Source organism: Microbacterium bovistercoris, from assembly GCF_003387575.1.
GTDB lineage: Bacteria > Actinomycetota > Actinomycetes > Actinomycetales > Microbacteriaceae > Microbacterium > Microbacterium bovistercoris.
In genome coordinates this window covers 1-24,221 of sequence record NZ_QUAB01000017.1, presented here as the reverse complement: position 1 = coordinate 24,221, position 24,221 = coordinate 1, and the positions used below count along the sequence as shown (strand labels likewise).

Sequence of the window (24,221 nt, the reverse complement as noted above, 5' to 3'; positions counted from 1 at the left end):
GACCGCGCGGTCGAAAAAGCACCCCACCGCAGCATCCCACCGACGAAAACGACCGCGCGGTCGAAAACGCCGCCCCACCTGCACCCGCGCGCGCACGTGCAGAAACGACCGCGCGGTCGAAAGCGCCCGCCGCGAACGTGCGGGAGGTGCGCTTTCGACCGCGCGAAGGGTTGCTCGCTCAGCCGTTGAAGCTGTCCGGGTGCGGGCCGGTGCGGCCGTCGCGCTCGAGACCGTCGATCGCGGCGAGCTCGTCGGCGGTCAGCTCGAAGTCGAACACGTCGATGTTCTCGGCGATGCGCGACGGGGTCACCGACTTCGGGATCACGACGCGCCCCTGCTGCAGGTGCCAGCGCAGCACGACCTGCGCCGCGCTCTTGCCGTGTGCGGCGGCGGCGCTCAGCACCGCGTCGTCGCCGAGCACGGCGCCCTGCGCGAGCGGGCTCCACGCCTCGGTCACGATGCCGCGGGCCTCGTTCGCCGCGACCACCGCGCGGTTCTGCAGTGCAGGGTGCAGCTCGATCTGGTTCACGGCCGGAACCACCCTGCCGTCACCGGCGATGCGCTCGAGGTGCGCGGGCTCGAAGTTCGAGACGCCGATCGCGCGGACGCGACCGTCAGCGTACAGCTTCTCGAGCGCGCGCCAGGTCTCGGGGTACAGGCCGCTCGCGGGGGTGGGCCAGTGCACCAGGAACAGGTCGAGGTACTCCAGTCCGAGTCGCTCGAGCGCTTCGTCGTAGGCGCGCAGCGCGTTGTCGTAGCCGTGGTCGCTGACCCACACCTTCGACGTGACGAACAGCTCCTCGCGGGGCAGACCGGACTCGGCGATCGCGCGGCCGACCCCCGCCTCGTTGCCGTAGACGGCGGCGGTGTCGATGCTGCGGTAACCGGCCTGCAGCGCCGCACTGACGGCGGCGGTGGTCTCGGCATCCGGCACCTGGAAGACGCCGAAGCCGAGCTGCGGCATCCGGATACCGTTGTTGAGGGTGATCTCGGGAATCTGAGCGTTCATGAGCTCTCTCTTTCTTCGGTGAGAAACACGTCCCGGCGCGAGAAACGGCGTGAGACGGCGTTTCTCGGGCGCGGAGGCGTTTCTCGCGGGTTTGGGTCAGGCGGGGATGGCGGCCGACGCCACGGAAGGGGTCGAGGTGGCGGTTGCGTGAGTGCGCACCGCAAGCGCGGCGGCGACGATCATCACGGCAAGGGCGACGGCGGTGAACGCGGCGCCGATCCAGATCGGCGAGGTGTAGCCCAGTCCCGCGGCGATGCCCAGACCGCCTGCCCAGGCGCCGAGCGCGTTGCCGACGTTGAAGGCGCCGATGTTCGCGCCGGACGCCAGGGTGGGAGCGCCACCGGCGTAGTTCATGATGCGGCTCTGCAGGCCCGGCACGGTGCCGAACCCAAAACCGCCCATGAGGGGCAGGATGATCGCGGTCGCGACTGCAGACCCGGCCAGCAGCCCGAACGCGACGAGGACGACGGTCAGCGCTCCGAGGAAGGCGACGATCGTGCCGTCGATCGAGCGGTCGGCCAGGCGACCGCCGGCCCAGTTGCCCACCACGAGCCCCGCGCCGAAGAGGACGAGCAGCCACGGCACGGCGGATGCCGCGAAGCCGGACACCCCGGTCAGCGTGTACGCGATGTAGGTGAAGGCGCCGAACATGCCGCCGAAGCCCAGCACGGTCACGACGAGCGACAGCCAGACCTGGCCCGAGCGGAACGCGCTCAGTTCGCGACGCAGGCTGACCTGCACCTCACCCTCGCGGCTGCCCGGCACCAGGAAGAGGATGCCGAGGAAGGCGACGACACCGATGATCGAGATCGCCCAGAAGGTGGAGCGCCAGCCGAGCTGCTGGCCGAGGAAGGTGCCGAACGGCACGCCGAGCACGTTGGCCGTGGTGAGGCCGGTGAACATGATCGCGATGGCGCGGGCCTTCTTGGCGGGCTCCACGAGGCCGGTCGCGACGACCGAGCCGATTCCGAAGAACGCACCGTGGCAGAGGGCGGCGATGATGCGGCCGGAGAGGGCCGTGCCGTAGTCGGGGGCGACCGCCGTGAGCCCGTTGCCGACGATAAACAGCACCACGAGGCCCAGCAGCACGGGCTTGCGCGGCAGGCGGACCGTCGCGGCGGTGATGCCGAGGGCGCCCACCACGACAGCGAGGGCATACCCCGAGATGAGCCAGCCCGCCGTGGCCTCGGTGACTCCGAAGTCGGCCGCCACCTCGGGCAGCAGCCCCATGATGACGAACTCCGTGAGTCCGATGCCGAACGCTCCGATGGCGAGAGCGAGAAGTCCGAGTGGCATCCGATGCCTCCTGGGTGGTGAACTGATAAAGTAGTTGCAAACGCGGGATATTGCGTTGATGAACACAATCATTGCACACGCAATTAACCAGCGCAAGCAACTACTTTTGGAGGCATGATGGGCATCGCCGATGACGCCGTCGAGATCCGCGCCCGAGGCTGGCGCACCCTCGCCGCCCTGCACAACCTCATAGACGCGGAACTGGAGCGGGCGCTGAGCGCCGAGGGGCTCTCGGTCGTCGAGTACACCGTCCTCGACGCGCTGAACCGCCAGGACGGCTGGCACATGCGCATGCAGCAGCTCGCCCGCGCCACGGCGCTGAGCCCGAGCGCCACCACGCGCCTGGTCACGCGGCTCGAGGACCGGGGCCTGCTCACCCGCATCCTGTGCGTGGACGACCGTCGCGGCATCTACACCGAGCTCACCGCCGCCGGGCAGGAGCTCTACGAGAGGGTGCATCCGATCCACGACGAGACGCTCGAGCGCGTGCTCGGCGAGGCTGCGGAGCAGCCCGAGCTCGCCCCCGTCGTGCACGCCCTGCACGACACCACCGCCGCCGTCTGACCTCTCCGACCAGTAAGGAACCCCGCATGCGCGCCGCCGTCTACGACCGCTTCACCCGCGACTTCGACGACCTCGTCGTGCGCGATGTCCCCGAGCCCAAGGTGTCTCCGGCATCCGTCCTCATCGAGGTGCGCGCCGCCGGCGTGAACCCGGTGGACTGGAAGCTCATGGCCGGCGGACTCGACGCGATCATGCCGACGATGTTCCCCGTGACCCCCGGCTGGGATGTCGCGGGCGTGGTCGTCGCGGTCGGCATGGACACCCCGGAGTTCCAGGTCGGCGACGAGGTGCTGGCCTACGCCCGCCCCGACGTCGTCGGCGGCGGCACGTTCGCCGAGCGGGTGGATGTTCCGGTCCGCGCGGTCGCGCACAAGCCGGCTTCCCTGACCTGGGAGCAGGCCGGCGCGCTCCCCCTCGCCGGCGGCACCGCGCTGCGCGCGATCGACGCCCTCGGCGACATCGACGGCCGCACGGTGCTCATCCACGGTGCGGCCGGCGGAGTGGGCAGCTTCGCCGCGCAGATCGCCGTCGCCCGCGGCGCCAGCGTGATCGGCACGGCATCCGAGCGCAATCACGACCACCTGCGCGGTTACGGCGTGGAGCCCGTCGTCTACGGTGACGGACTCGCCGACCGCGTGCTCGCACTGGCCGGGGGCCCGGTCGACGCGGTCGCCGACTTCGTGGGTGGACAGCTCGACACGACGCTCGCGGTGCTCCGCGACGGCGGAATGCAGGTGTCGGTCGCGGATCCTGCGGTGGTCGCGCACGGCGGCCGGCACATCTGGGTGCGCCCCGACGGCGCCGAGACCGCCCGCCTCGCCGCCATGGTCGACGAGGGAACACTCAAGGTCGAGATCGCCGGCACCTTCGGACTCGACCAGGTCGCCGACGCCTTCCGCGCCAGCGCCTCGGGCCACACCCGCGGCAAGCTCGTCATCGTCCCGTAGCGCGCATCCGCGAGCCGGCACGGGGGATGCTGCGCGGCATCCCTCCGGCAAAATCGACCACGCGGTCGAAAACGCACCCCTGCGCCGCGCCTCGCCTGCGAAACCGACCGCGCGGTCGAAAACGCACCCGCCCCGGCACCGACGCCGAGACCCCGCCTGAACAACAGGCGGGGTCTCGGCGACAGGGAGCGGTACTGGTCAGGCAGCGATCTGCGCGCGCACCTTCCGGCCGGCGAGCAGCACGTACAGGCCGATCGAGACGAGCAGGCCCAACGGCACGGACAGGTCGAGACCGCCGAGAGCCGCACCCCACGGCCCGACCCACACCGTCGTCGACAGGAACATCGCGGTGACGAAGCCGCCGACGACCACCGAGACCAGCCCGGCGACGCCGAACCCGCCGAGGTACCAGAACATGCCGCCCGGACGCTCGTCGAACAGATCCTCCCCGTGGTAGCGGTTGCGGCGCAGCACGATGTCGGCCACGTAGACGCCCATCGTCGGCACCGAGATGATCAGCAGGAACTGCAGCATGAGGTTGACGGCGCTGATCAGATCGGACGCCAGCACGAGCACGATCGTGAACGCGCAGCCGAGCGCGCCGATGAGGATCGCCGAGGGGATGCGGCGGATCGGCACGCCGATCGACTGCAGCGCCATGCTCGCCGTGTAGGTGGTCATGCCGTTCAGGGAGATGCAGTTCACCAGCACACCGAGCACGAACAGCGGGGCCAGCCAGACCGGCAGGTTCTCGAGCAGGGCGTACTCGATGCCGTTCTCGAGGGTCTCGGGGCCGACCGTGCCGCCGAGCACGACACCGAAGGCGGTGATGAGCACCGCCGGGAACAGCTGCCCCAGCGCCGTCGCGCCGATGATGCCGGAGGCCTTCGTCTCACGCGGCAGGTAGCGGGCCATGTCGGCGCTGTTGCTGAAGGACAGCGGCGACGACGCCATCAGCGCGAACGCGATCGTGAGGCTCGCCCACAGCGGCAGTCCGCTGAGCGGCTCGGGCTGGGCGAAGCTCCAGTCCAGGCTCGGGGCGATGAAGCCGATCACCAGCGCGAAGATCACGAACAGGGCGATCGAGATCGCCATGTAGGCCTTGAGGATGAGTGCGTGCCCGTAGACGGCGACGAGCACGGTGATCGCCGAGACCACGACGGCCACGAGGATCGACGCCATGATCGGGTCGGGGAAGCCCCAGCGCACCAGCAGCTCCCCGCCGATGAACGACGCGGCCACCCAGTTCAGGGCGAGGAAGACCCCCGAGATGAACCAGCCGTAGAAGGCGATGACGATCTTGTTGCCGTGGATGCCGTAGATCGCGCGCTGCACCACCGAGCCGGATGTGCCGGCGGCGGGTCCGGAGATCGCGACGATTCCCGGCAGCACCGCCAGCACGCCGGACACCAGGACGACCAGCAGCGCCTGCCAGATCTCGAGGCCGAGGAAGAGGGTGAGCGACGCGCCGACGGTGATGTTCAGCACGCTGACACCGGGCGCCGACCACACGAAGAACAGATCGCGGGCCCTGCCGTGCCGCTGGGTCTCGTCGATGAGCTCGATACCCCGGGTCTCGGGGGTGTTCGCCGCGTCGACGAACTCGATTCCGTGATCCTGCGCGCCGCGCAGGGTCGGTGTTGCGGATGCTTCGGACATGAGGGTCCTTCCAGGACGGGCACCCTCCTGCGTCGCTGCAGGGGGCGTTCGGGTTTCAGAGGGTGGGAGGGGTCAGGGTCGCCGGTAAGCGGCGTCGCCGTGCACCAGGGTGAGGAGCACGGCGCCGGTGAGCAGGTCGTCGGCCGGGGCGGTCAGCGGATCGATGTCGAGCACGGCGACGTTCGCGAAGAAGCCGGGGGCGATCCGCCCGTAGGCGTCGTCGATCGCGCCGACGTGCGCTGCACCGGAGGTCGCCGCGGCGAGCGCCTGGGCCGCGGTGAACGCACGCTCCGGGTGGTACGGCGGCAGATCGCGGTCGATCGAGGACCGCCCCGACATCGCGATGAACAGGTTGTGCAACGCCTCGTGGGGTGCCGTGGGGGCGTCGGTGCCCAGCGCGACCGGAACGTCGACGTCGCGGAACCACTTCCACGGGAAGCCGTCCTCGGCGCGCTGGTCGCCGAGCACCGCCATCCAGTTGTCCAGGATGGCGGGGTCGCAGTGCACCGGCTGCATGGATGCGGCGACGCCGTGCTCCCGCATCCGTGCGACGGTCTCGGGGGCCACAGACTCGAGGTGCTCGATGCGGGGACGCCGGCCGGTGTCGGTGCCGTTCGCCTGCTCGCAGGCCGCGACGAGGTCGACGGCCAGGGCGCTCGCGGCGTCGCCGATGGCATGCATCGCGAGCTGCAGACCGGCGCGGTCCGCGGCGATCGCGACCGGCGTCGCGGCCTCACGGCTCCAGATCGGGTCGGCGTTGGACCCGTCCGCGTAGGGGCGCACCATGGCGGCGGTGCAGGCGTCGATCACGCCGTCGAGGATGAACTTCACGCCGACGACCTTCAGCCACGGCGTGCCGGTGGCGGCGAGCTCGTCGCGCAGCTGCACCGCACGCTCCACCTGGGCGAGATCCGCCGCGGGGTCACCGGTGGAGCTCAGCCACCAATGCGCGGTCACCGGGAAGGGCAGCCGCCCGTCGCGGTCGAGCCGGCGCCGGAGGGCGGCCATCGACTGCTCGGTCATGCCCATGTCGGCCGCGCCGGTCACCCCGGCAGCCAGATACGCGTCGAAGGCGAGGTCGAGGTGCGCGTCGACCTCCTCCTCGGTGCGGATGCCGTCGAGGTAGTCGGCGAGCAGGTCCATCGCGGCGGTCTCGAGCAGGAACCCGGTGGCGTCGCCGTTCTCGTCGCGGACGACCTCGCCCCCGATCGGGTCGACGGTGTCGCGGTCGATGCCGGCGGCGCGCAGCGCCGCCGTGTTCACCCACGTGCTGTGCAGGTCGTTCGCGTCGAGGAACACCGGGATGTCGTCGATGACCGCGTCGATCATCGCGGCGGTGGGCTGAGTGACGCCCTCGGGCAGGGCGTCGAACAGCCAGCTGACGCCCTCGATGATCGTGGCGTCCGGGTTCGCCGCGCGCGCCTCGAGCAGCCGCTGCTGGATCTGCTCGACCGAGGTGCAGTCGCGCAGCTGCACCTTCCCCTGCGCGTGGCCGAACATCGCCAGGTGGGCGTGGGCCTCGATGACGCCGGGCATCGCGAACGCCCCGTCGAGGTCGACGACCGCGGCATCCGTCCCGGCGGCGGCGCGCACGTCGTCCTCGGTGCCGACGGCGAGGATGCGTTCGCCGCGCACGGCGAACGCGGACTGCAGCGGGGCATCCGCCAGTCCGTCGAAGACGACGGCGTTGCGGTAGACGGTGGTGGTCTCGGTCATGGCGATCCCCTTCGATCGGGTCAGAGTGCGAGCGCGAGATGCGGGCGGGTGGTGTTCTCGGCCGGAGTGCCGTCGAGCACGTCGGCGCGACGGCCGGCGGGGTCGAGCACGACGGTCGCGAGGCTGGCCCAGCGCTGTCCCATCGGCAGCGCCAGGTCGGGCACGCAGGTCACCGGCGGCTCGCCGTCGCCGGTCACGAGTGCGGCGCGCAGCTGCTCGGCGTCCGCCGGGGCGGCTCCCTGCGTGAGCCGGTCGCGCAGGAAGTCCCAGCGCTGACCGGAATCGGGCTGGTACAGCCACGTCTTCTCATCGGCGGCCGGCTCCGCGGTGAGGAAGTGGTTCGTGCGCAGCCAGGTGCCCTCGGTGATCGCGGGCGCCTCGAACACACCCTCCGGGCTGATGTCGAGCAGCACGGCCTCGCCCTGCTCGTCGAAGAGCGCGAAGGATCCCGAGCTCGTGACCGGCGCCTCGCGCACCAGCTCGACGGCGTGCGCGGCGCTGGTCGCCTCCTCGAGCACGAGGGCGGCGAGCACGTGCATCGGGATGCCCTCGGGCCGGTCGGCCCGATGTCCGAGGATGTTGAAGTGCAGCGCGACGCCGGCGCTGTTCACTCCGATCTTGCCGAGGATGCCGCACTCGGTGAGCCCGGCGTAGTCGTGGGCGCCGCCGCGGGAGACGATCGTGTGCCAGTACGGCGCGATCTCCATGTGCCAGTCCCAGGTCTGCACTCCCATGGTGTGCACGTGGCCTTCGGCGTCGCGGATGGAGCGCACGATGGTCGAGCACTCCCCCGGCGGCACGGCGACGCTGCGGGACAGGATCTCGGTGCGGCCGTTCAGCGCCGCGATGCGCCAGAGTTCGGCATCCGCGCCGGCGGCGATGCCCTCGATCTGGGCGCGCAGCGCCGGGCGGTGGGCGCCGATCGCGTCGAGCAGCCGCTCGGCGTCCTCACGGACGACGTTCTCGTCGATGCCGCCGAGGCGGAACAGCCGGTCGTAGGCGTCGATGGTGCCGGGCAGGGTCTCGCGCAGCTGACGGCCGCGCTCGGCTCCGCGCGCGAAGGGATCGGCGTCGGCGACGGTGATCTGCAGGCGCTGATCGGGGCGGGGGAATGGCGCTGTCATGAGAGTTCCTCTCCGTCGTGCGGGAGCGCCGGAGTGCGCGGCGGTGCGGTCCGGCGCGCGCCGGTGGCCTCGAACGCCGCGGCGAGGCGCAGCAGCGCGGTGTCGTCCCACCCGCGTCCGGCGAAGGTCAGACCCACCGGCATCCGGATGTCGGCCAGCGTGCCCATCGGCACGGTGACCGTGGGAATGCCGAGATGGCGGATGGCGAGGTTGCCGTTCGCGACCCACACGCCGTTGCGCCATCCGGCGTCGGCGGATGCCGGGTTCACGTCCATGTCGGCGGGGCCGATGTCGGCGACCGCCGGGAAGATCACGGCGTCGAGGCCGAGGCCGTCCATCCATTCCCCGAGATCGAGCCGCCGGGTCTCCTCCAGTCCGCGCACCCCCTCTTCGAGGAACGGGATGTCGGTGAACGCGGCGTGCGGGCGCTCGCGCACGAACGCCGGGTACTCGGCGATGTCGTCGTCGAAGCCGGTGTAGCGGTCGGGCAGTGAACCCTCCGGCTGCGGGAAGATGCGGGCGCCGTCGACGAGTTCGAGCCGGTCCAGCGCCGGGTCGCCGTTCGCGCGCAGGAAGTCGTCCCAGGCCCAGGCCGAGAGATCCTCGATCTCGGAGCGCAGGAACCGCTCGCTGATCAGGCCCCTGGTCTTCAGGGTCGGAGCGCCGGCGCGGTCGCCCTCGTAGTTCGTCACCACGGGGAAGTCGACCTCGACGACCTCGGCGCCCGCGGCTTCGAGGTCGCGGCGGGCCTGCTCCCAGAGGGCGATGACGGATGCCCGGGTCTCGATGCGCTCGCCCGTGGGACCGCCGATGGTCGTGCCGGTGCCGGCATCCGGATCGGCGTTGATGTACATCCTCGGCACGCCGAGACGGCGTCCCCGTAGAGGTCCGCTGCCGTCCGCCAATGCCGGGTACGACTCGGGCCGAACCTCGGATGCGGCGGGAATGCGCACCCACGGCTGCGCTCGCCAGAAGTCTCCCCGCACGTCGACGTCGTCGGCGACGATGACGTCGAGCACCTCGAACAGGTCGGCCATGCTGCGGGTGTGCGGCACGACCACGTCCATCGTCGGAACGAGCGGCCAGTTGCCGCGCACCGAGATGACGCCGCGCGAGGGCGTGTACGCGCAGAGGGCGTTGTTCGACGCCGGCGCCCGCCCGCTCGACCAGGTCTCCTCGCCGAGGCCGAAGGCGGCGAAGCTCGCCGCCGTCGCGGTGCCCGAGCCGTTCGACGAACCGGATCCGAAGGCGCTGGTCAGCCAGTCCGCGTTGTAGGGGCTCTCGGCGCGGCCGTACACGCCGCGCTGCATGCCGCCGTTGGCCATCGGGGGCATGTTCGTCAGGCCCAGGCAGATCGCGCCGGCGGCGCGCAGCCGCTCGATCGTGAACGCGTCGCGCTGCGCGACGAGGTCGGCGAAGGCCGGGGATCCGGATGCCGCGGTGAGGCCGGCGACGAGGTAGCTGTCCTTCGCCGTGTACGGGATGCCGTCCAGTGGCCCCCGGGTCTCGCCGGCGGCGCGACGGGCGTCGGAGGCCGCGGCTTCGGCGCGCGCCTCGGGGTTGCGCACGACGACCGCGTTGAGAGCAGTCTCGGTGCCGGGTCCGTCGAAGGCGTCGATGCGTGCGAGGTAGGCGTCGACGAGGTCGACGGCGGTGACGCTGCCACGCTCGAGGGCGGCGCGGAGCTCGGCGATGGATGCCTCGACGACGTCAAACATGGGGCCCGCCCTTGGCCGGAGTCAGCGGGTCCTGAGCGAGCGGAGCGAGACGAAGGGCGCTCAGGAACCGGGAGTGGCTCGGCACCGCCGGCTGCTGCTGGGTGATGCAGTGGATGCCGCCGCCGCGGGCGAAGATCGGACGGGCGTCGACGGTCACGACGCGGCGTCCGGGGTAGGCGTCTTCGAGGATGCCTCGCGCCCGGGCATCCGCTTCGGGTTCGCCGAAGCCGCAGGCGATGACCCCGCCGTTGACGACGAGGTGATTGACGTAGCTGTAGTCGACGAACTCGCCGCCCGCGCGGAGCGCGGCCGGCGCGGGCAGGTCGATGATCTCGAAGGAGCGGCCGGCGGCATCCGTCTGCCGGGCGAGGTGCTCGCGCAGCTCGCGGGTCACGGCGTGGTCGGGATGGCCGGCGTCCTGCTGGGAGTGCAGCAGCAGGCGGCCGGGCGAGGGGATGGTGGCGACGATGTCGACGTGACCGTTGGTGCCGAGCTCTTCGTAGTCGGCGGTCAGGCCGCGCGGCAGCCAGACGACCTTCTGGGCACCGATCGTGCGGGCGAACTCGGCCTCGACGCGCGACCTGTCGGCGAGCGGGTTGCGGTTCGGGTCGAGCTGCACCGTCTCGGTTGCGAGCACGGTGCCCTCGCCGTCGACGTGGATCCCGCCGCCCTCGTTCACCAGCAGGCTGGAGACCAGCTCGGCGCCGACCTGTCCGGCGACGATGCGGGCGTGCTGCGCGGCCTTCTGCCACTCCGCCCAGGCCGGTGCACCCCAGCCGTTGAAGATCCAGTCGACGGCGCCGATCACGCCCGGCCGCTCGTCGTCGACGACGAAGGTGGGTCCGGAGTCGCGCAGCCAGAACTCGTCCACGGGGGCCTCGACGATCTCGACGGCGCTGCCGAGCATGCGGCGAGCGCGGTCAGTCTCGGTCGGGTCGACGAGCATCGTGACCGGCTCGAACTCGGCGACGGCGAGGGCGGTGTCGGCCCAGGCGCGGTAGCCGCTCTCCTGGTGCGCGGTGCCCTCACCCAGGGTCACGCCGGCGCTCGGGAACGCCATCCAGGTGCGCTCGTGCGGGTCGCCCTCATGCGGCATCCGCCATCCCATGCTGTCCTCCTCGACGTATTGATCATGCGATCAATAACTGGGGACGACAGTAGTAGGCTGACCGCATCATGTCAACCGCCGAACGCCCTCGCGCCCGACGCAAGGCTCCGCAGGAGCGCGCCGCAGAGATCGCGGCCGCCGCACGCGCCCTCGCTCTCGAGTCCGGGATCAGCGCCGTCACCCTGCGCGCCGTGGCCACCCGCGCCGGGGTCACCCCCGCACTCGTCGCGCACTACTCCGACGGCATGGACCGACTCGTCGCCGACGTCTTCCAGCGGATCGTCGCCGACGAGCGCCGCGAGGTGGCCGCGCTCGTCGCCGTTCCCGACAGCGCCGCGGCGAGCATGGACGTGCTGCTCGACACCATGATCGACGCCTCCCGCGACGACGTCACCCTGATCTGGGTCGAGGCGTGGGCGCACGGCCTGCGCAACGAGCCGCTCGCGCAGGCGGTGCGCGCCGAGATGGACGGCTGGCGCGACCTCATCCGTTCGGTGATCCAGCGCGGCGTCGACTCCGGTGAGTTCCGCACGCCGGATGCGACGGCCGCCGCCTGGCAGATCCTGGGCATGGTCGACGGGCTGAACGCGCAGAGCCTGGTGCGCTGGGGCGACTCACAGACCCGCGGCTCCATGCTGCACGCCGCCGTCGCCGGCGTGCTCGGCGCCGCCTGACCCCCGGTTTCGGGCGGAGCGGTCTCAGTGCCGCACGGGCCGCCGGAGCACCAGCACGACGACCACGGCGACGAGGATCACCGTCGTCAGGGCGACAGGAAGCGGCAGCATGGCGTCGATCAGCACCAGCACGGCTCCGCCCGGCACGACGAGGTTCACCACGCGGTCGGCGTTCGCCCGGATCGCGACCCACCAGATCGCCAGCAGGAAGACGGCGATCGGGATCGCCACGGCGAACGATGCGATGAGAGGGTCGACGTGCCCCTCGCCCGTGAGCAGGTCGATCTGCAGCTCGATCCCGACCGAGAACGCGGCAGCCGCGGCCAGCACGAAGTAGTGCGCATATCCGTAGTTGAACGAGCTGCGCATCGTCGTGATGGCCCTGTGGTGCGGCGGCCAGAAGTAGATCCACCACATCGACGCCGCCGAGATCAGCGTGAGCACGGCGATCGAGATCAGCGGCACCAGAGACTCCACCTCGTCGAGCGCACCGATCACCGCGTTCGCCGAGGCGAGGATCGTCTCGCCCAGCACGATCAGCGTGAACAGCGAGTACCGCTCGGTGATGTGGTGCGGATGCCACGGTGTCGTGTTCTGCGACTCCGCGAGCAGCGGCACGGCCAGCTCGAGCGCCACCAGTACGACGAACACGCCGACCCGCCACGCGGACGGCACGAACAGGAACAGCACCCACAGCACCTGGACGACGGCGATGCCCCCGGCGTAGAAGAGCGCAGTGCGCCGGTATTCCGCAGCGGAACGCGCGGCGCGCAGCCACTGCGCGACCATCGCGACGCGCATCACGATGTAGCCGATGACCAGCAGCAGAAAGGAGTGCTCGCTGAAGGCACGCGGGATTCCGGCGGCGAGCACGAGCACGCCGCTCATCTGCACGATGGTCAGCACCCGGTACAGCCAGTCGTCGGTGTCGAACGACGTCGCGAACCAGGTGAAGTTCATCCACGCCCACCAGATCGCGAAGAAGACCATGAGATAGCTGACGATGCCGTCCAGCAGATGCCCTTCGAACAGAGCATGATGCAGCTGCGCCGACGCGATGCTCACCGCGACCACGAACACGAGGTCGAAGAACAGTTCCAGCGAGCTGGCTGCACGGTGCGGCTGAGAGGGGTCTCGCGGCAGCATCCTGCTCAGCCGCAACCGGGTCGTCGTGGTGTCGCTCACGGCGACAGAGTAGCGGCACGCGGCCCCGGCGCGCACCGTCCGGGACTACAGCTCGCCGGGCCGCATGACCTCGGCGTCGATGGCGCGGATGATCCTCTGGCCGGCGGTGTCCGTCGACGGCTCCACGATCTTGGCATCCACCCGGCGCCGGCGCGGCGCGTAGACGACCAGCGCGTGGAACAGGAACCGCGCGAAGAACGCGACCACGAGCGAGAGCGCGGTCGCCAGCACGCTGGAGATGTGCCAGCTCTCGACCATGAGCGCCATCACCGGGATGCGCACGGCCGCCTCGACGTTGTTGAACGCGAAGGACGCCGCGAACCGCGCCCACACCCCGCGCGCATCCGCCCTCAGATCGGCGAACACGAACCGCTCCTGCAGCAGGAAGTTGCCGATGATCGTGGCCTCGGCGCCGATGATCGCCGCCCAGACGTACGGCATCCCCGCCCGGGTCAGCGCCCACATGATGCCGATGTTCGCGACCGCGCCGAGCAGGCCGATCAGCGCGAACAGGCTCATCTTGCCGAACCGCAGCCGCGCGAGGTGCGCGATGAACGTCGCACCCTGCCGCAGCGACGCCTTCGACGTGCCGTGCCGCCGCTCGCCGAACGACATCGGCACCTCGGCGATGCGCACGTCGGAGCGCACGAGGATCTCGAGCAGGATCTTGAATCCCTGCGGGCGCAGGCCGTCCAGGTCGAGGCTCCGCCGGTCGACGAGGAAGTAGCCGGTCATCGGGTCGGTGCTGCGCCACAGCCGGCGCGGGAACATCGCCTTGGTGAGCCAGGTCGCCGCCCGCGAGACGCCGAACCGCAGGGCGGTTCCGAGGCCGCCGTGGTCGCCGCCGCCGACGTACCGCGAGGCCGCCACGACATCGGCATCGCCCTTCTCGTGTCGCGCGACGAGCTCGGGGAGCAGTTCGGGCGGATGCTGCAGATCGCCGTCCATCACGATGCAGACGTCGTGCGATGCCTGCTGCAGGCCGAGCACGACGGCGCCGCCGAGGCCACCGGTGTTGTGCTCGCGATGGATGCCGCGCACCGGGATCCGCGCGGATGCCGCGACCCGCTCGACCTCGGCGATCGTGCCGTCTGAACTGTCGTCGATGAAGAGGATCTCGGCGTCTCGGCCTTCGAGTGCGCGCGCGGTGCGCTCGACGAGCTCCGCGACGTTGTCGCGCTCGTTGAACGTCGGCACGATCACCGTGACGGCTTCAGCCACCAGCGTCCTCTCCACTCGCGCGGCCATACGATGATCCATCGTGTCACGCCTTCCTGTGGCGCGCCTCTCCCAGCGCCCGCCCTGCCGCACGGCCTTACGCTGGAGACATGACGACTCCCGCTTCCGACAGCATCACCATGTTCGGCGCCGACTGGTGCCGCGACTGCATCCGCACCAAGAAGCAGCTCGACGAGCTGGGCATCGAATACACCTACGTCGACCTGGTCGCAGACCCGGCCGCTGCGGACGTCGCCAAGGAGATCTCGGGCCGCACCAACATCCCCGTGGTCCTGTACCCGGATGCCTCGCACCACGTCGAGCCGTCGAACGCCGACGTCGAGTCGAAGCTGCGCGAGCTCTCGCTGATCTGACGCCCCCCGGGAGCGATCACCCCGACCTCCGTTTTCGACCACGCGGTCGAAAACGCATCGCAATCACGTCGCGGACATGCAGAACCGACCACGCGGTCGAAAACGCATCCGGTACCGACGCCGCGCCGCGGACCTGCGAAATCGACCACGCGGTCGAAAACGCTTCGCAATCGCGTCGCGAGCATGCAGGACCGACCACGTGGTCGAAAACGCACGTAGCCCCGGCCGTCGAGCAACGGCGCTCGGCTGCCGTCCGCTGAGACGCGGTCTCACAACAGGCGGGACGGCATAGGCTGAGACGACGCCACCGAAGGAGACGACGATGACTTCTGCCGCGACTGCGAAGAAGGCCGCCCCCGCGGCATCCGCCCTCGATGACACGGAACGCGGGCGACTGGATGCCGCGATCCGCGACCTGCAGGCGGGGTCTCGCACCTGGGCGGCGCTGAGCGTCGCGCAGCGCGCGACGCTGCTGCGCGCCGTGCGCACCAGCACCGCGGCGAACGTCGAGGACTGGGCGCTCGTCGCCGCCGAGTCCAAGGGCCTGAACGCCGCCCATCCGCTGCGCGGTGAGGAGTGGCTGAGCGGCCCGTACAGCGTGCTCGGCGCGCTGGACGCCTACATCGACACGCTCACGAAGCTCGCCGAGGGCCGCGGTGCACTCGACGGCATCCGGCTCGGTCGCGCACCCGGTGGCCGGGTCGCGGTCGACGCATTCCCGCTGACCGGTATGGACAGGTTCCTGCTCCAGGGCTTCACCGGGCAGGTCTGGCTCGAGCCGGGCATCACTCCCAACGCCGCGCGCCGCGATGCCGGCCTCGGCCAGCTCTCCCCCGGTGAGAACGGCGGCGTCGGCCTGGTGCTCGGCGCCGGCAACATCACCTCGATCCCCGTGCTCGACGTGCTGTACGAACTGCTCGCACACAACCGGGTCGCACTGCTGAAGGTCAACCCGACGCAGGACGCCCTCGTGCCGGTGTACGAGCGGGCGTTCGCGCCGCTCATCGAGCCCGGGTTCCTGCGCATCGTGAAGGGCGGGCCCGCCGCCGGTGCGTACCTGACCGGACACGACCACCTCGTGCACGTGCACATCACCGGCTCCGCGGCGACCTTCGACGCGATCGTGTGGGGCCCGGGAGCGAACGGAAAGCGCCGTCGCCGCGAGAACCGCCCCCAGCTGAAGAAGCCCATCACGGCCGAGCTCGGAGGCGTCTCCCCGATCATCGTCGTGCCCGGGCAGTGGTCCGACGCGGACATCACCTTCCAGGCCGAGCACATCGCCACCATGCGGCTGCAGAACTGCGGCCACAACTGCATCGCCGGTCAGGTCGTGCTGATGTCGGCCGACTGGCCGCAGAAGGAGCAGTTCCGCGCCGCGCTGCGCCGTGCGTACGCCGCCGCTCCGGATCGTCCGATCTGGTACCCGAACTCGGATGCCCGGATGTCGCAGGCCGCCGGGGACTACCCCGACGCGCTGCAGCTCGCCGACCGCCTGCTGATCGAGATCGACGGCGATGACGACCCGACGGCGCTGGAGAACACCGAGTACTTCGCTCCCGTGCTGGGGGTGGAGGAGCTGCCCGGCCTCGGCCAGGACTTCCTCGACGGGGCCGTAGCCCACGCGAATGAGAAGCTGCAGGGCACGCTCGGCGCGAACGTGATCATCGACCCGGCGACCGAGAAGAGCCTCGGCAGCGGCTTCGGGCGCGCGATCGCCGCGCTGCACTACGGCTCGATCGCGGTGAACACCTGGACCGCGTTCGGGTTCATCACCCCGACCATGACCTGGGGCGCTTTCCCGGGCAACACGATCCAGGACGTCGGCAGCGGCCTCGGCGTCGTGCACAACGCCCTGCTGCTCGACGGCGTGGAGCGCTCGGTCGTGCGCGGGCCGTTCCGCCCGTTCCCGCGCTCGCTGCCGTTCGTGAACGGCGGTGGCCGCGTCACGATCCTGCCGAAGCCCCCGTGGTTCGTCTCGGCGCGCACCGCAGCGACGGTGAGCGAGGGCCTCACCCGCTTCCGCGCGAACGGCGGCATCGGCACTCTCGTGAAGACGCTGCTCGCGGCGCTGCGCGCCTGAGATCAGGGGCGACGTCCTTCGTCTCGTCGCTGCGCTCCTCGCTCAGGATGCGAAGTTGAGCTCCTCGGGTCCTGAGCGAGCGCAGCGAGACGAAGGGCGCCCACTCAGGACCCGGGCGGGGGCTCACTCAGAACCCGGGTGAAGGGCATCAGGGGCGGAAGCCGTCGGTGGCGGCGCGCAGCGCCGCGGCGATGCCGGGCTCCGATGCCGAGTGGCCGGCGTCGTCCACGATCACGAACTCCGCCTCGGGCCAGGCCGTGTGCAGGTCCCAGGCCGTCATCATCGGTGTGCACACGTCGTGCCGGCCCTGCACGATCACGGCCGGGATGTGCCGGATCGCGTCGACGCCCGCGATGAGCTGCCCCTCCTGCATCCATCCGCCGTGCAGGAAGTAGTGATTCTCGATGCGGGCGAACGCCGTCGCGTGCTCCGGCTCGATCGCGGTGGCGATGTGCGCGGCATCCGGACGCAGGGTCACCGTCGAGGCCTCCCATCTGGTCCAGGCGACCGCCGCCGGCACGTGCACGGCGGGATCGGGGTCGCTGAGCCTACGGTGGTAAGCCTCGATCAGGCGGTTGCGCTCGAGCACAGGGATCGGCGCGAGGTAGTCCTCCCACAGGTCGGGGAAGATCGCCGAGGCGCCGCCCTCGTAGAACCACTCCAGCTCGTGCCTGCGCAGCGTGAAGATGCCGCGCAGCACCAGCTCGGTCACCGACTCGGGATGCGTCTGCGCGTAGGCCAGGGCCAGCGTGCTGCCCCAGGAGCCCCCGAACACCTGCCACGCCGGGATGCCGAGGTTGCGTCGCAGCAGCTCGATGTCGGCGACCAGGTGCCAGGTGGTGTTGAACCGCAGGTCGGCGGCGGGGTCGCTCACATGCGGCGTGCTGCGCCCGCATCCGCGCTGGTCGAACAGCACGATCCGGTAGACCTCCGGGTCGAAGAACCGCCGCTGCCAGGCCGAGGTCCCGCTGCCCGGACCGCCATGCAGGAACACGACCGGCTTGCCGTCGGGGTTGCCGCTCTGCTCCCAGTGGATGCGATTGCCGTCGCCCACGATGAGCTCGCCGGTCCCGTACGGTTCGATCGGCGGATACAGCGCGTCCAGATCCATCCTTCAACCCCCCGGTCGTTCGGACTGCGTTCCCTCAACCTAACCAGAAGTCAGAGCCTGTCCCCCGGCACCGAGAAGGTGTCGCAGACGCCGAGGCCGTTCTTGTAGCCGTCGGCGAACCACGCCTGGCGCTGCTCGCTGGTGCCGTGCGTGAAGCTCTCCGGGTTCACGAAGCCGGACTGCTGCTGGATGTGGTCGTCGCCGACGGTGAAGGCCGCGTTCAGCGCATCCCTGATCTGCGCCTCGGTCGGCTTCTCCAGGTACGGGTTGCCGTTGTCGTCCTCGAGCTCGGTGACGTCGCCCAGCCAGGCGCCCGCATAGCAGTCGGCCTGCAGCTCCATGCGCACGCCGTTGCTCTCCGGCCCGGTGCCGCCCGTCGGATACTGGTCCATCGTCCCGGTGATGTTCTGGATGTGATGACCCCATTCGTGCCCCACGATGTACAGCTGGGCGAGTTCCTCGGCGGATGCCCCGAACTGCTGCCTCATCAGCTGGAAGAACGTCGGATCGATGTAGACACCCTGCTCGGGCGGGCAGTAGAACGGACCGACCGCGTTCGACGCGGTGCCGCACTGGGTGGGCGTCTGCCCGTCGACGACGGTCATCGTCGGCTCGACGTACCCGTCGACGTGCTGGGCCCAGTAGTCGTTGAGCACGACCTCGGCGCCCGCCATGCGGCAGTCGTCGTTCGTGTTCGCGTCCTCGCCGGTCTTGCACTCGGTCAGCGTACCGCCGTCGGATGCCGCGGGCTGCTGCTCCCCGCCGGGCAGTCCGCCGACCAGACCGGACAGGTCGATGCCGAACAGCGGCCCCGCGAGCAGGGCGAGGATCGCGACGATGCCGACGGCGCCGCCGCCGGCGATGGCCGTCGTCCGCCCCCGCCTGCGCGTCTTGTTGCCGGAGATGTCGGCATCCGGATTGAACGTCATGCAGAAAACGTACCCCGCACCGCGCGTCACGCATACGTCATAGGCTCGATCCATGGCGACCACCATCACTCTCACCGGAGCCGGCGGACAGATCGGCTATGCACTGCTCTTCCGCATCGCGGCGGGCGACATGCTCGGTCCGGACGAGCACGTCCGGCTGCGGCTGCTGGAGATCCCGCAGGGGCTGAAGGCGGCCGAGGGAGCGGCTCTCGAACTGCAGGATGCCGCCTTCGAGCTGCTCGACGACGTCGAGGTCACCGATGATGCGGCGGTCGGATTCGACGGAGCGAACCTCGCCCTTCTCGTCGGCGCCCGGCCGCGCGGCCCGGGCATGGAGCGCGGCGACCTGCTCGCGGCGAACGGCGGGATCTTCGCTCCCCAGGGCCGCGCGATCGCCGCGCACGCGGCATCCGACGTGCGTGTGAGCGTGGTGGGCAACCCGGCCAACACGAACGCGCTGATCGCCGCCGCGGCCGCCGACGGCGTACCCGCCGAGCAGTTCAGCGCCCTCACCCGGCTCGACGAGAACCGGGCTCGGGCGCAGCTCGCCGCAGCGCTCGACGCCCCTGTGGCCGACATCCGCGGTGTGACGATCTGGGGCAACCACTCGGCGACCCAGTACCCCGACATCTCGCACGCGACCGTCGCAGGGCGCCCCGCTGCCGACGCCCTCGCCGAGCGCGTCGGCGACGTGGACGCGTGGCTGGACAGCGAGTTCATCCCCCGGGTCGCGAAGCGCGGCGCCGAGATCATCGAGGTGCGCGGCTCCTCCTCCGTGGCCTCCGCGGCGAGCGCGACCATCGATCACGTGCGCGACTGGGTGCAGGGGGCGGAATGGACCAGCGCAGCCGTGGTGTCCCGCGGGGAGTACGGCGTGCCCGAGGGGCTCGTGTCGTCGTTCCCGGTGCGCTCCGCCGGCGGACGCTGGCAGATCATCGAGGGGCTGGAGATCGACGAGCGCTCGCGCACGCGCATCGACGCTTCGGTCGCAGAACTCATCGACGAGCGTGAGGCCGTGCGCACCCTGGGACTGCTCTGACCGGCAGCCCTTCGTCGCGGGAGTCAGGCAGAATAGGGGGAGGAGGTACGGCGATGGACGACGTGACGAGAACCCCCGGGCGACCGGCGGCGATCGAGGAAGCGCTGACCAGCCCGCTGAACCTGCCGCACGCGGCCGCACAGTGCCCGAAGTGCTTCACCGAGCTGCAGCAGAACGACAACTGGTGGTCGGCCCGCCCTGACGGCGCGCGACTGGTCGGGCTGGTCGTAAGCCGCGAAGGCATGCCGTCGGTCGTGGAGCAGCGCGACGATCTGGCCCGTTTCGGGGTGCCGATCGAGGGGTTCCGGCATCCGGCTCCCGAGATCCTGGAGAGCTGGGGCAACCGGCTCACCCGTCTGATCGACACGCTGAACCCCGGGGATGTGCTCGTCGTCGCGACGATCCACGCCCTTGGTCGCGACATCGACGAGGAGACCCGCACGGTCGCCGAGCTGCGCCGCCGCGGCATCATGGTGAAGGTGCTGAACCACCACGCCCGTCACCTCGCCGACGCGGGGCGCTGAGCGCCTGCAGATCAGCTCCTGGCGGCGAACAGTTCGTCACGCAGCGACGGCGGATGCTCCGCGCGGAAGTACGACGCCGCGACGAACTCGTCGAACAGCGCGCACATCATGTTCTCCAGCTCGCCCAGCGGCGTGGAGAGGCGCACCATCAGCATCTGCTTGGTTCCGGGAACAGGGATCCAGTAGTCGGCGACGAGCCGCAGCGTGCCGTCGGCCTCACTGCCGTCCTGCACGGGCTCGACCCGATGCGTGCGCAACGCGGGACCTGCGGGTCCGCGCACCTCGACCATCGAGGCGTGCGCTGCCGGGTCGAGCTGCTTCAGCCCCTCGGCCATGACCTTCAGCACGGTCTGCGGTGCGGTGCCGATCGCGGGGCTCATGCGCAGATCGGCCGGCTCGAAAACGAGCAGCGTCACCGGCAGCGGCGTCCCGGCGGCGATCTCGGTCGCGAACATGATGGCGCGCACGTCGCCCTGCGCGCCGGCCGCGACGGCCTCCTCGAGCTGGCGGCGCACCCGAGCACGTTCGGGGGCGCGGTCGTCGGCGACGCCGACGGCGTCCTTCGCGATCCGGCGGACGGATGCCGCGGTGGCGTCCCCGCCCGCGAGGTCGACCGAGTACCAGCGCCCCGGCAGGCGGAAGCGCAGTTCAGGACTGGTCATTCGGGTTCCTTCCCGTCGCCGTAGCGGTCGGACATGCCGGTGAGCGTGACACCGCCCTGCCCCGCGTCCGTGGCGCTGAGCGGGCTGAGCTCCTCGGCTGCGGCGCGCAGGTCGACGGGCTCGCCGTCGGGCGTCGAAGTACCGGCGATCAGCCTGATCGAGTTCGGCTCCCACGGCAGCGTCTGCCAGATCGTCTCCACGGCAGCATCCAGCTCTTCAGCGGTGAACGGCTCCGCGGAGTCGGTGACGAACGACAGCCCGAGTGCCCAGCCGAAGCCGTTGCGCCACCGCTCGGGATCCTCCACTGCCACGATCCGCGGCACGGCGTCGGTCACGGCGGACGACACGTCGCCGTAGTCCGCCGGCTCCTTCTCCATCCTGAACTCTCTGGCCAGAGCGCCGCAGCCGACGAGGGCGCCGCCCAGAAGTGCACCCACCAGCGTCACGGCGAGGAGGCGTCGGCTGACGCGCGATCCCGCAGGGGTCACTCCGGCGCCGTCCAGGCGCCGTAGCGGGACTTCATGCCGGTCACGCTGACGCCGCCTTGGCCGGCGTTCGTGACCGAGAGCGGATCGAGTTCCGAGGCTGCCGCCCTGAGATCGACCGGATCCTCACCGTCGTCCGTCGTGACTCCGGCCACCAGCTTGATGGTTCCCGGCTCCCACGGCAGAGTCAGCCAGATCGTCTCGATGACCGTATCGAGTTCGTCACTCGTGAACGGCTTCGCCGAGTCGGTGACGAGCCCGACGCTGAGCCGGTATCCGAAACCGTCACGCGATCGCTCCAGGCTGTCCACCTCCACGACCCGCGGCACGGCCTTCGTCACGGCAGCCGACACATCCCCGTAGTCCACAGTCGTCTCCTCCGATTGGCCGCCGTTCGGCGCCGACCCCGGGAAACCACACCCGGTCAGTCCGCCGCCGAGCAGCACACCCGTCAATGCGACGGCGAGCAGGCGTCGTCCTCCCGCGCTCCATCGCTGCATGCTCATTCGCTCCAGTGGTAGTACGAGATGTCCGTGTACCCATCATCGTTGAAGAAGTTGGCGAGATCGGGATGATTCGCCTGGACCTCCGCGAGATGCTGTTGATAGGTGTCGGAATACGCGCTGGCGCTGTGCGCGCCGACATCCACACCGAGGACGGGGTCCGGGTTCGGCGGGTCGACCCGGATCGATGTCCAGTTCGATCCGTGATCGATGCTGTCGAAGTCACCGGTGATGGCGTCCAGTCGCGGCACCGGATCTCCGTTGTGCTGCACGGACACCACGTCGATGTCGTCCGGAATGGGCATGTGGTCGATCGGCGCTCCCGCAGCGACCACCGCCTGCCAGTTGTAGTCGGAGTTGTAGGCGGCGAGATGTCCCGCCATGATGCCGCCCTGGCTGAATCCCACGAGCATCACCGGGTCGTCCGGGCCGATCCCCGCCTGATCCATCGCCTCGAGCACGGCGCGCTCGTACTGGGTCTGCAGCGCCGGCGTCAGCATCAGGGCGAGATTGCTGTCGAGATCGTTCACGGCGCCCTGATCGCCGAACCGCGACAGCCACTCCTGCGTGCTCGGCAGGGTGACGGTGTAGTACCAGCCGTCCGGGCCGAGCACCTTCGTGATCTTCACGACGCTGTCCTCGGCCTTGCCGAGCTCGTCGACCTCGCCCGCCCCGTCGAGGACGTTCGCGAGGCTGGGATCGTCGGGGATCTCCTTCCTCTTCGCGTCCTTGTACGGGTCTGTCTCGCTCACCTTCGGCGTGTCCCCCGTCACGTCGGACAGCACGCTCCAGATGAGGAATGCGGCGAGGACGCCGGCGATGATCGCACCGATGATCAGGCCGATCGTGCCGAACAGCGCTCCGATCGCGACGATGAGCAGCAGGACGACGAGGGCTCCCAGGATCGCGACAATGGTGTCCGCGATCTTCTTGAGCAGGTTGACGACGTCCTCGAGGAAGTCGCCGATCCAGTCCGCGATGCCGGCGAGGAAGTCACCGATGTCGGAGAAGAAGTCGCCGACCTTGTCCCAGAAGCCTTCGTTCGTGGAGTCGATCGCCGCGTCGATCCTGCGGATCGCCGTCTCGGCTGCGGCATCCATCGCCTCGCGCGCGGCGTCGATCCGCGCCCGGGCGGATCCGACGGCGGCCTGAGCGTCGTCCGCGGCTCGCTGGGCGCCCGGCACCTGGTCGGTGAGCGACGGCGCCGGCTCGTCGGCGGCGTTCACCTGGTCGTTCAGGTCTTCGAGCGCGCGGTCGGCGCGGCTCTGCGCGACGAGTGCGTCGTCGAGGTCGTCCTGCGCGCGATGCGCATCCTCGTGCGCGGCGGTGAGGGCGACGGCGTACTCGGTGATCGCGTCGGCGGTGCCCTTGTAGCGCGGATGGATCCGCTCCAGGTCCGAGGAGATCTGCTCGTTCTGCTCGTAGAGCGCCTGGACGGCCTTGCCCTCGTCGTCGGCGACGATGCCGCGCAGCTCCTGGATGACGGTGAGGATGACCTCCGCAGAGGCGACGAGGCCTGCGGCACGGGAGGTCAGTTCGGCCGGCTGGCCGGGAAGCACGCTCATGATCTAGCCCTCCCCTTCCTGCGCCATCTTGTCGTCGAGGTCGCGGAAGGTGTCGACGATCGCCTGCATGAAGTCGGCCTGCGAACGCAGGTTGTCGCGCAGCTCCTCGCGCGCGATGTCCCACTTGCCGCCGAAGTCCTCGATCTTGTTCGCGAGGCCGCCGTGGCCGGTGAGTTCGCCGAGGTCGTCCGCGAACTCCTCCGCGTCGTCGAAGGTCGTCGCCAGTCCCCTGGCGGTGTGTGCCGTGGACTCCAACCGGTCGAGGTCCATCCTGACGTCGGTCATGTCACCGCTCCGTCCGCTTCGCCGCGCGCCGCAGCAGTTCACCGAGCGCGGCATCCGCCGCCTGCACCTCGGCGCGCAGCGCCGCGGCATCCTCCGGCGTCTCGGGCACGCGCACACACAGCCCGTCGAGCGCCTCCCTCAGCCTGTCATCCGTCATACCGCTCACTCCCCCTCGAATGCGACGAACGGCCGGCGCTGTCAAGCACCGGCCGCCCGTGCGGAAACCCGTTCGGCTCAGCTGCCGGCGAGCTGCTGATCCAGATCCTGGATCGCACGCATCATGCCCAGCAGCGCCTCCGACATGTCGTTGATGCCGTCCACAGCACCCTTCAGACCCGTCGTGAGCTCACCGTAGCCCTCACCGAACTTGCCCGACGCGTGCTGCGTCTTGAAGTCCTCACCCAGCAGGTTGTCCACCTGCCCCTTCAGGGCGTCCAGCTGACCCT

At 70.3% G+C, this 24,221-nt stretch carries 25 protein-coding genes; 7 read left to right on the top strand and 18 right to left on the bottom strand.

The genetic code is table 11. The features are described 5' to 3' along the window. Positions 1-178 precede the first annotated feature (178 nt). Both DY023_RS03940 and DY023_RS03935 read right to left on the bottom strand, forming a co-directional pair. A complete protein-coding gene (locus DY023_RS03940) occupies positions 179-1,009 on the bottom strand; it encodes an aldo/keto reductase (protein ID WP_116241050.1) in 831 nt (276 codons plus the stop codon). 96 nt (positions 1,010-1,105) lie between these two features. Further along, the gene (locus DY023_RS03935) at positions 1,106-2,305 is read right to left on the bottom strand and encodes an MFS transporter (protein WP_116241049.1); all 1,200 of its coding nucleotides are present in this window, start codon (positions 2,303-2,305) and stop codon (positions 1,106-1,108) included. 117 nt (positions 2,306-2,422) lie between these two features. Here DY023_RS03935 and DY023_RS03930 point away from each other — a divergent pair, with 117 nt between their 5' ends. Then, positions 2,423-2,869: a MarR family winged helix-turn-helix transcriptional regulator gene (locus DY023_RS03930; RefSeq protein ID WP_116241048.1), complete on the top strand. Its 447-nt coding sequence runs from the start codon at positions 2,423-2,425 to the stop codon at positions 2,867-2,869. A gap of 26 nt (positions 2,870-2,895) precedes the next feature. Next, entirely contained in the window at positions 2,896-3,816 is a 921-nt protein-coding gene (locus DY023_RS03925) for an NADP-dependent oxidoreductase (RefSeq protein WP_116241047.1), read from the top strand. A 198-nt stretch (positions 3,817-4,014) separates the two neighbouring features. On the opposite strand, the gene DY023_RS03920 is transcribed toward DY023_RS03925, so the two are convergent. The 5 genes from DY023_RS03920 to DY023_RS03900 all read right to left on the bottom strand — a co-directional run bounded on the left by DY023_RS03920 (position 4,015) and on the right by DY023_RS03900 (position 11,141). Continuing rightward, positions 4,015-5,475 carry a purine-cytosine permease family protein gene (locus DY023_RS03920; protein ID WP_116241046.1) on the bottom strand — a complete coding sequence of 487 codons (1,461 nt, stop codon included), beginning with the start codon at positions 5,473-5,475 and terminating at the stop codon, positions 4,015-4,017. Between the two features lie 72 nt (positions 5,476-5,547). Continuing rightward, the gene (locus tag DY023_RS03915) at positions 5,548-7,191 is read right to left on the bottom strand and encodes an amidohydrolase (protein ID WP_116241045.1); all 1,644 of its coding nucleotides are present in this window, start codon (positions 7,189-7,191) and stop codon (positions 5,548-5,550) included. A 20-nt stretch (positions 7,192-7,211) separates the two neighbouring features. Further along, positions 7,212-8,315, bottom strand: coding sequence for a C45 family autoproteolytic acyltransferase/hydrolase (locus DY023_RS03910; RefSeq protein WP_116241044.1), 1,104 nt, complete (start codon positions 8,313-8,315; stop codon positions 7,212-7,214). Continuing rightward, entirely contained in the window at positions 8,312-10,033 is a 1,722-nt protein-coding gene (locus DY023_RS03905; protein ID WP_116241043.1) for an amidase, read from the bottom strand. The genes DY023_RS03910 and DY023_RS03905 overlap by 4 nt, the downstream gene beginning before the upstream one ends. Then, entirely contained in the window at positions 10,026-11,141 is a 1,116-nt protein-coding gene (locus DY023_RS03900; RefSeq protein WP_116241042.1) for an agmatine deiminase family protein, read from the bottom strand. Before DY023_RS03900 ends, DY023_RS03905 begins: the two co-directional genes overlap by 8 nt. A gap of 68 nt (positions 11,142-11,209) precedes the next feature. Here DY023_RS03900 and DY023_RS03895 point away from each other — a divergent pair, with 68 nt between their 5' ends. After that, positions 11,210-11,815 (top strand): TetR/AcrR family transcriptional regulator, encoded by a 606-nt coding sequence (locus tag DY023_RS03895; RefSeq protein ID WP_116241041.1) that lies wholly within the window; start codon positions 11,210-11,212, stop codon positions 11,813-11,815. Between the two features lie 24 nt (positions 11,816-11,839). Here DY023_RS03895 and DY023_RS03890 read toward each other — a convergent pair whose 3' ends face one another. Both DY023_RS03890 and DY023_RS03885 read right to left on the bottom strand, forming a co-directional pair. After that, positions 11,840-12,961 (bottom strand): low temperature requirement protein A, encoded by a 1,122-nt coding sequence (locus DY023_RS03890; protein WP_116241040.1) that lies wholly within the window; start codon positions 12,959-12,961, stop codon positions 11,840-11,842. Between the two features lie 84 nt (positions 12,962-13,045). Then, a complete protein-coding gene (locus tag DY023_RS03885) occupies positions 13,046-14,260 on the bottom strand; it encodes a glycosyltransferase (RefSeq protein ID WP_116241039.1) in 1,215 nt (404 codons plus the stop codon). A gap of 68 nt (positions 14,261-14,328) precedes the next feature. Here DY023_RS03885 and DY023_RS03880 point away from each other — a divergent pair, with 68 nt between their 5' ends. Then, positions 14,329-14,592 carry a glutaredoxin family protein gene (locus DY023_RS03880; protein WP_116241038.1) on the top strand — a complete coding sequence of 88 codons (264 nt, stop codon included), beginning with the start codon at positions 14,329-14,331 and terminating at the stop codon, positions 14,590-14,592. Between the two features lie 322 nt (positions 14,593-14,914). Then, a complete protein-coding gene (locus tag DY023_RS03875) occupies positions 14,915-16,672 on the top strand; it encodes an aldehyde dehydrogenase family protein (protein WP_116241037.1) in 1,758 nt (585 codons plus the stop codon). A gap of 148 nt (positions 16,673-16,820) precedes the next feature. Here DY023_RS03875 and pip read toward each other — a convergent pair whose 3' ends face one another. Continuing rightward, positions 16,821-17,783 carry a prolyl aminopeptidase gene (pip, locus tag DY023_RS03870; RefSeq protein WP_181905714.1) on the bottom strand — a complete coding sequence of 321 codons (963 nt, stop codon included), beginning with the start codon at positions 17,781-17,783 and terminating at the stop codon, positions 16,821-16,823. Positions 17,784-17,833: 50 nt separating this feature from the next. Then, positions 17,834-18,712: a KPN_02809 family neutral zinc metallopeptidase gene (gene ypfJ / locus DY023_RS03865; protein ID WP_116241086.1), complete on the bottom strand. Its 879-nt coding sequence runs from the start codon at positions 18,710-18,712 to the stop codon at positions 17,834-17,836. Positions 18,713-18,764: 52 nt separating this feature from the next. On the opposite strand from ypfJ, the gene DY023_RS03860 reads away from it, so the two are divergent. Together DY023_RS03860 and DY023_RS03855 are read left to right on the top strand one after the other, a co-directional pair. Beyond that, positions 18,765-19,751 (top strand): malate dehydrogenase, encoded by a 987-nt coding sequence (locus DY023_RS03860; protein WP_116241036.1) that lies wholly within the window; start codon positions 18,765-18,767, stop codon positions 19,749-19,751. A 53-nt stretch (positions 19,752-19,804) separates the two neighbouring features. After that, the gene (locus tag DY023_RS03855) at positions 19,805-20,275 is read left to right on the top strand and encodes a recombinase family protein (RefSeq protein ID WP_116241035.1); all 471 of its coding nucleotides are present in this window, start codon (positions 19,805-19,807) and stop codon (positions 20,273-20,275) included. Positions 20,276-20,286: 11 nt separating this feature from the next. Here DY023_RS03855 and DY023_RS03850 read toward each other — a convergent pair whose 3' ends face one another. The 7 genes from DY023_RS03850 to DY023_RS03825 all read right to left on the bottom strand — a co-directional run. Next, complete coding sequence (locus tag DY023_RS03850) at positions 20,287-20,937, bottom strand: hypothetical protein (protein ID WP_116241034.1); 651 nt, start codon at positions 20,935-20,937, stop codon at positions 20,287-20,289. Further along, a complete protein-coding gene (locus tag DY023_RS03845; RefSeq protein WP_147303254.1) occupies positions 20,934-21,314 on the bottom strand; it encodes a hypothetical protein in 381 nt (126 codons plus the stop codon). Before DY023_RS03845 ends, DY023_RS03850 begins: the two co-directional genes overlap by 4 nt. A gap of 107 nt (positions 21,315-21,421) precedes the next feature. Next, on the bottom strand, positions 21,422-21,928 hold the full coding sequence (locus tag DY023_RS03840) for a hypothetical protein (RefSeq protein WP_147303253.1): 507 nt from the start codon (positions 21,926-21,928) through the stop codon (positions 21,422-21,424). After that, positions 21,925-23,490 carry an alpha/beta hydrolase family protein gene (locus DY023_RS03835; protein ID WP_116241031.1) on the bottom strand — a complete coding sequence of 522 codons (1,566 nt, stop codon included), beginning with the start codon at positions 23,488-23,490 and terminating at the stop codon, positions 21,925-21,927. The genes DY023_RS03840 and DY023_RS03835 overlap by 4 nt, the downstream gene beginning before the upstream one ends. Positions 23,491-23,493: 3 nt before the next feature. Then, positions 23,494-23,775 (bottom strand): hypothetical protein, encoded by a 282-nt coding sequence (locus DY023_RS03830; RefSeq protein ID WP_116241030.1) that lies wholly within the window; start codon positions 23,773-23,775, stop codon positions 23,494-23,496. 1 nt (position 23,776) lies between these two features. Then, positions 23,777-23,932 (bottom strand): hypothetical protein, encoded by a 156-nt coding sequence (locus DY023_RS17910; RefSeq protein WP_181905713.1) that lies wholly within the window; start codon positions 23,930-23,932, stop codon positions 23,777-23,779. Between the two features lie 77 nt (positions 23,933-24,009). Further along, positions 24,010-24,221 (bottom strand): hypothetical protein (locus tag DY023_RS03825; RefSeq protein ID WP_116241029.1); only part of this gene is annotated, 212 nt, incomplete at its 5' end.

What these genes read in the sequence shown, in the direction of transcription:
- DY023_RS03940 (WP_116241050.1), bottom strand. Translation starts at nt 1,009, where the DNA reads ATGAACGCTCAGATTCCCGAGATCACCCTCAACAACGGTATCCGGATG.
- DY023_RS03935 (WP_116241049.1), bottom strand. Translation starts at nt 2,305, where the DNA reads ATGCCACTCGGACTTCTCGCTCTCGCCATCGGAGCGTTCGGCATCGGA.
- DY023_RS03930 (WP_116241048.1), top strand. Translation starts at nt 2,423, where the DNA reads ATGGGCATCGCCGATGACGCCGTCGAGATCCGCGCCCGAGGCTGGCGC.
- DY023_RS03925 (WP_116241047.1), top strand. Translation starts at nt 2,896, where the DNA reads ATGCGCGCCGCCGTCTACGACCGCTTCACCCGCGACTTCGACGACCTC.
- DY023_RS03920 (WP_116241046.1), bottom strand. Translation starts at nt 5,475, where the DNA reads ATGTCCGAAGCATCCGCAACACCGACCCTGCGCGGCGCGCAGGATCAC.
- DY023_RS03915 (WP_116241045.1), bottom strand. Translation starts at nt 7,191, where the DNA reads ATGACCGAGACCACCACCGTCTACCGCAACGCCGTCGTCTTCGACGGA.
- DY023_RS03910 (WP_116241044.1), bottom strand. Translation starts at nt 8,315, where the DNA reads ATGACAGCGCCATTCCCCCGCCCCGATCAGCGCCTGCAGATCACCGTC.
- DY023_RS03905 (WP_116241043.1), bottom strand. Translation starts at nt 10,033, where the DNA reads ATGTTTGACGTCGTCGAGGCATCCATCGCCGAGCTCCGCGCCGCCCTC.
- DY023_RS03900 (WP_116241042.1), bottom strand. Translation starts at nt 11,141, where the DNA reads ATGGGATGGCGGATGCCGCATGAGGGCGACCCGCACGAGCGCACCTGG.
- DY023_RS03895 (WP_116241041.1), top strand. Translation starts at nt 11,210, where the DNA reads ATGTCAACCGCCGAACGCCCTCGCGCCCGACGCAAGGCTCCGCAGGAG.
- DY023_RS03890 (WP_116241040.1), bottom strand. Translation starts at nt 12,961, where the DNA reads ATGCTGCCGCGAGACCCCTCTCAGCCGCACCGTGCAGCCAGCTCGCTG.
- DY023_RS03885 (WP_116241039.1), bottom strand. Translation starts at nt 14,260, where the DNA reads ATGGATCATCGTATGGCCGCGCGAGTGGAGAGGACGCTGGTGGCTGAA.
- DY023_RS03880 (WP_116241038.1), top strand. Translation starts at nt 14,329, where the DNA reads ATGACGACTCCCGCTTCCGACAGCATCACCATGTTCGGCGCCGACTGG.
- DY023_RS03875 (WP_116241037.1), top strand. Translation starts at nt 14,915, where the DNA reads ATGACTTCTGCCGCGACTGCGAAGAAGGCCGCCCCCGCGGCATCCGCC.
- pip (WP_181905714.1), bottom strand. Translation starts at nt 17,783, where the DNA reads ATGGATCTGGACGCGCTGTATCCGCCGATCGAACCGTACGGGACCGGC.
- ypfJ (WP_116241086.1), bottom strand. Translation starts at nt 18,712, where the DNA reads ATGACGTTCAATCCGGATGCCGACATCTCCGGCAACAAGACGCGCAGG.
- DY023_RS03860 (WP_116241036.1), top strand. Translation starts at nt 18,765, where the DNA reads ATGGCGACCACCATCACTCTCACCGGAGCCGGCGGACAGATCGGCTAT.
- DY023_RS03855 (WP_116241035.1), top strand. Translation starts at nt 19,805, where the DNA reads ATGGACGACGTGACGAGAACCCCCGGGCGACCGGCGGCGATCGAGGAA.
- DY023_RS03850 (WP_116241034.1), bottom strand. Translation starts at nt 20,937, where the DNA reads ATGACCAGTCCTGAACTGCGCTTCCGCCTGCCGGGGCGCTGGTACTCG.
- DY023_RS03845 (WP_147303254.1), bottom strand. Translation starts at nt 21,314, where the DNA reads ATGGAGAAGGAGCCGGCGGACTACGGCGACGTGTCGTCCGCCGTGACC.
- DY023_RS03840 (WP_147303253.1), bottom strand. Translation starts at nt 21,928, where the DNA reads ATGAGCATGCAGCGATGGAGCGCGGGAGGACGACGCCTGCTCGCCGTC.
- DY023_RS03835 (WP_116241031.1), bottom strand. Translation starts at nt 23,490, where the DNA reads ATGAGCGTGCTTCCCGGCCAGCCGGCCGAACTGACCTCCCGTGCCGCA.
- DY023_RS03830 (WP_116241030.1), bottom strand. Translation starts at nt 23,775, where the DNA reads ATGACCGACGTCAGGATGGACCTCGACCGGTTGGAGTCCACGGCACAC.
- DY023_RS17910 (WP_181905713.1), bottom strand. Translation starts at nt 23,932, where the DNA reads ATGACGGATGACAGGCTGAGGGAGGCGCTCGACGGGCTGTGTGTGCGC.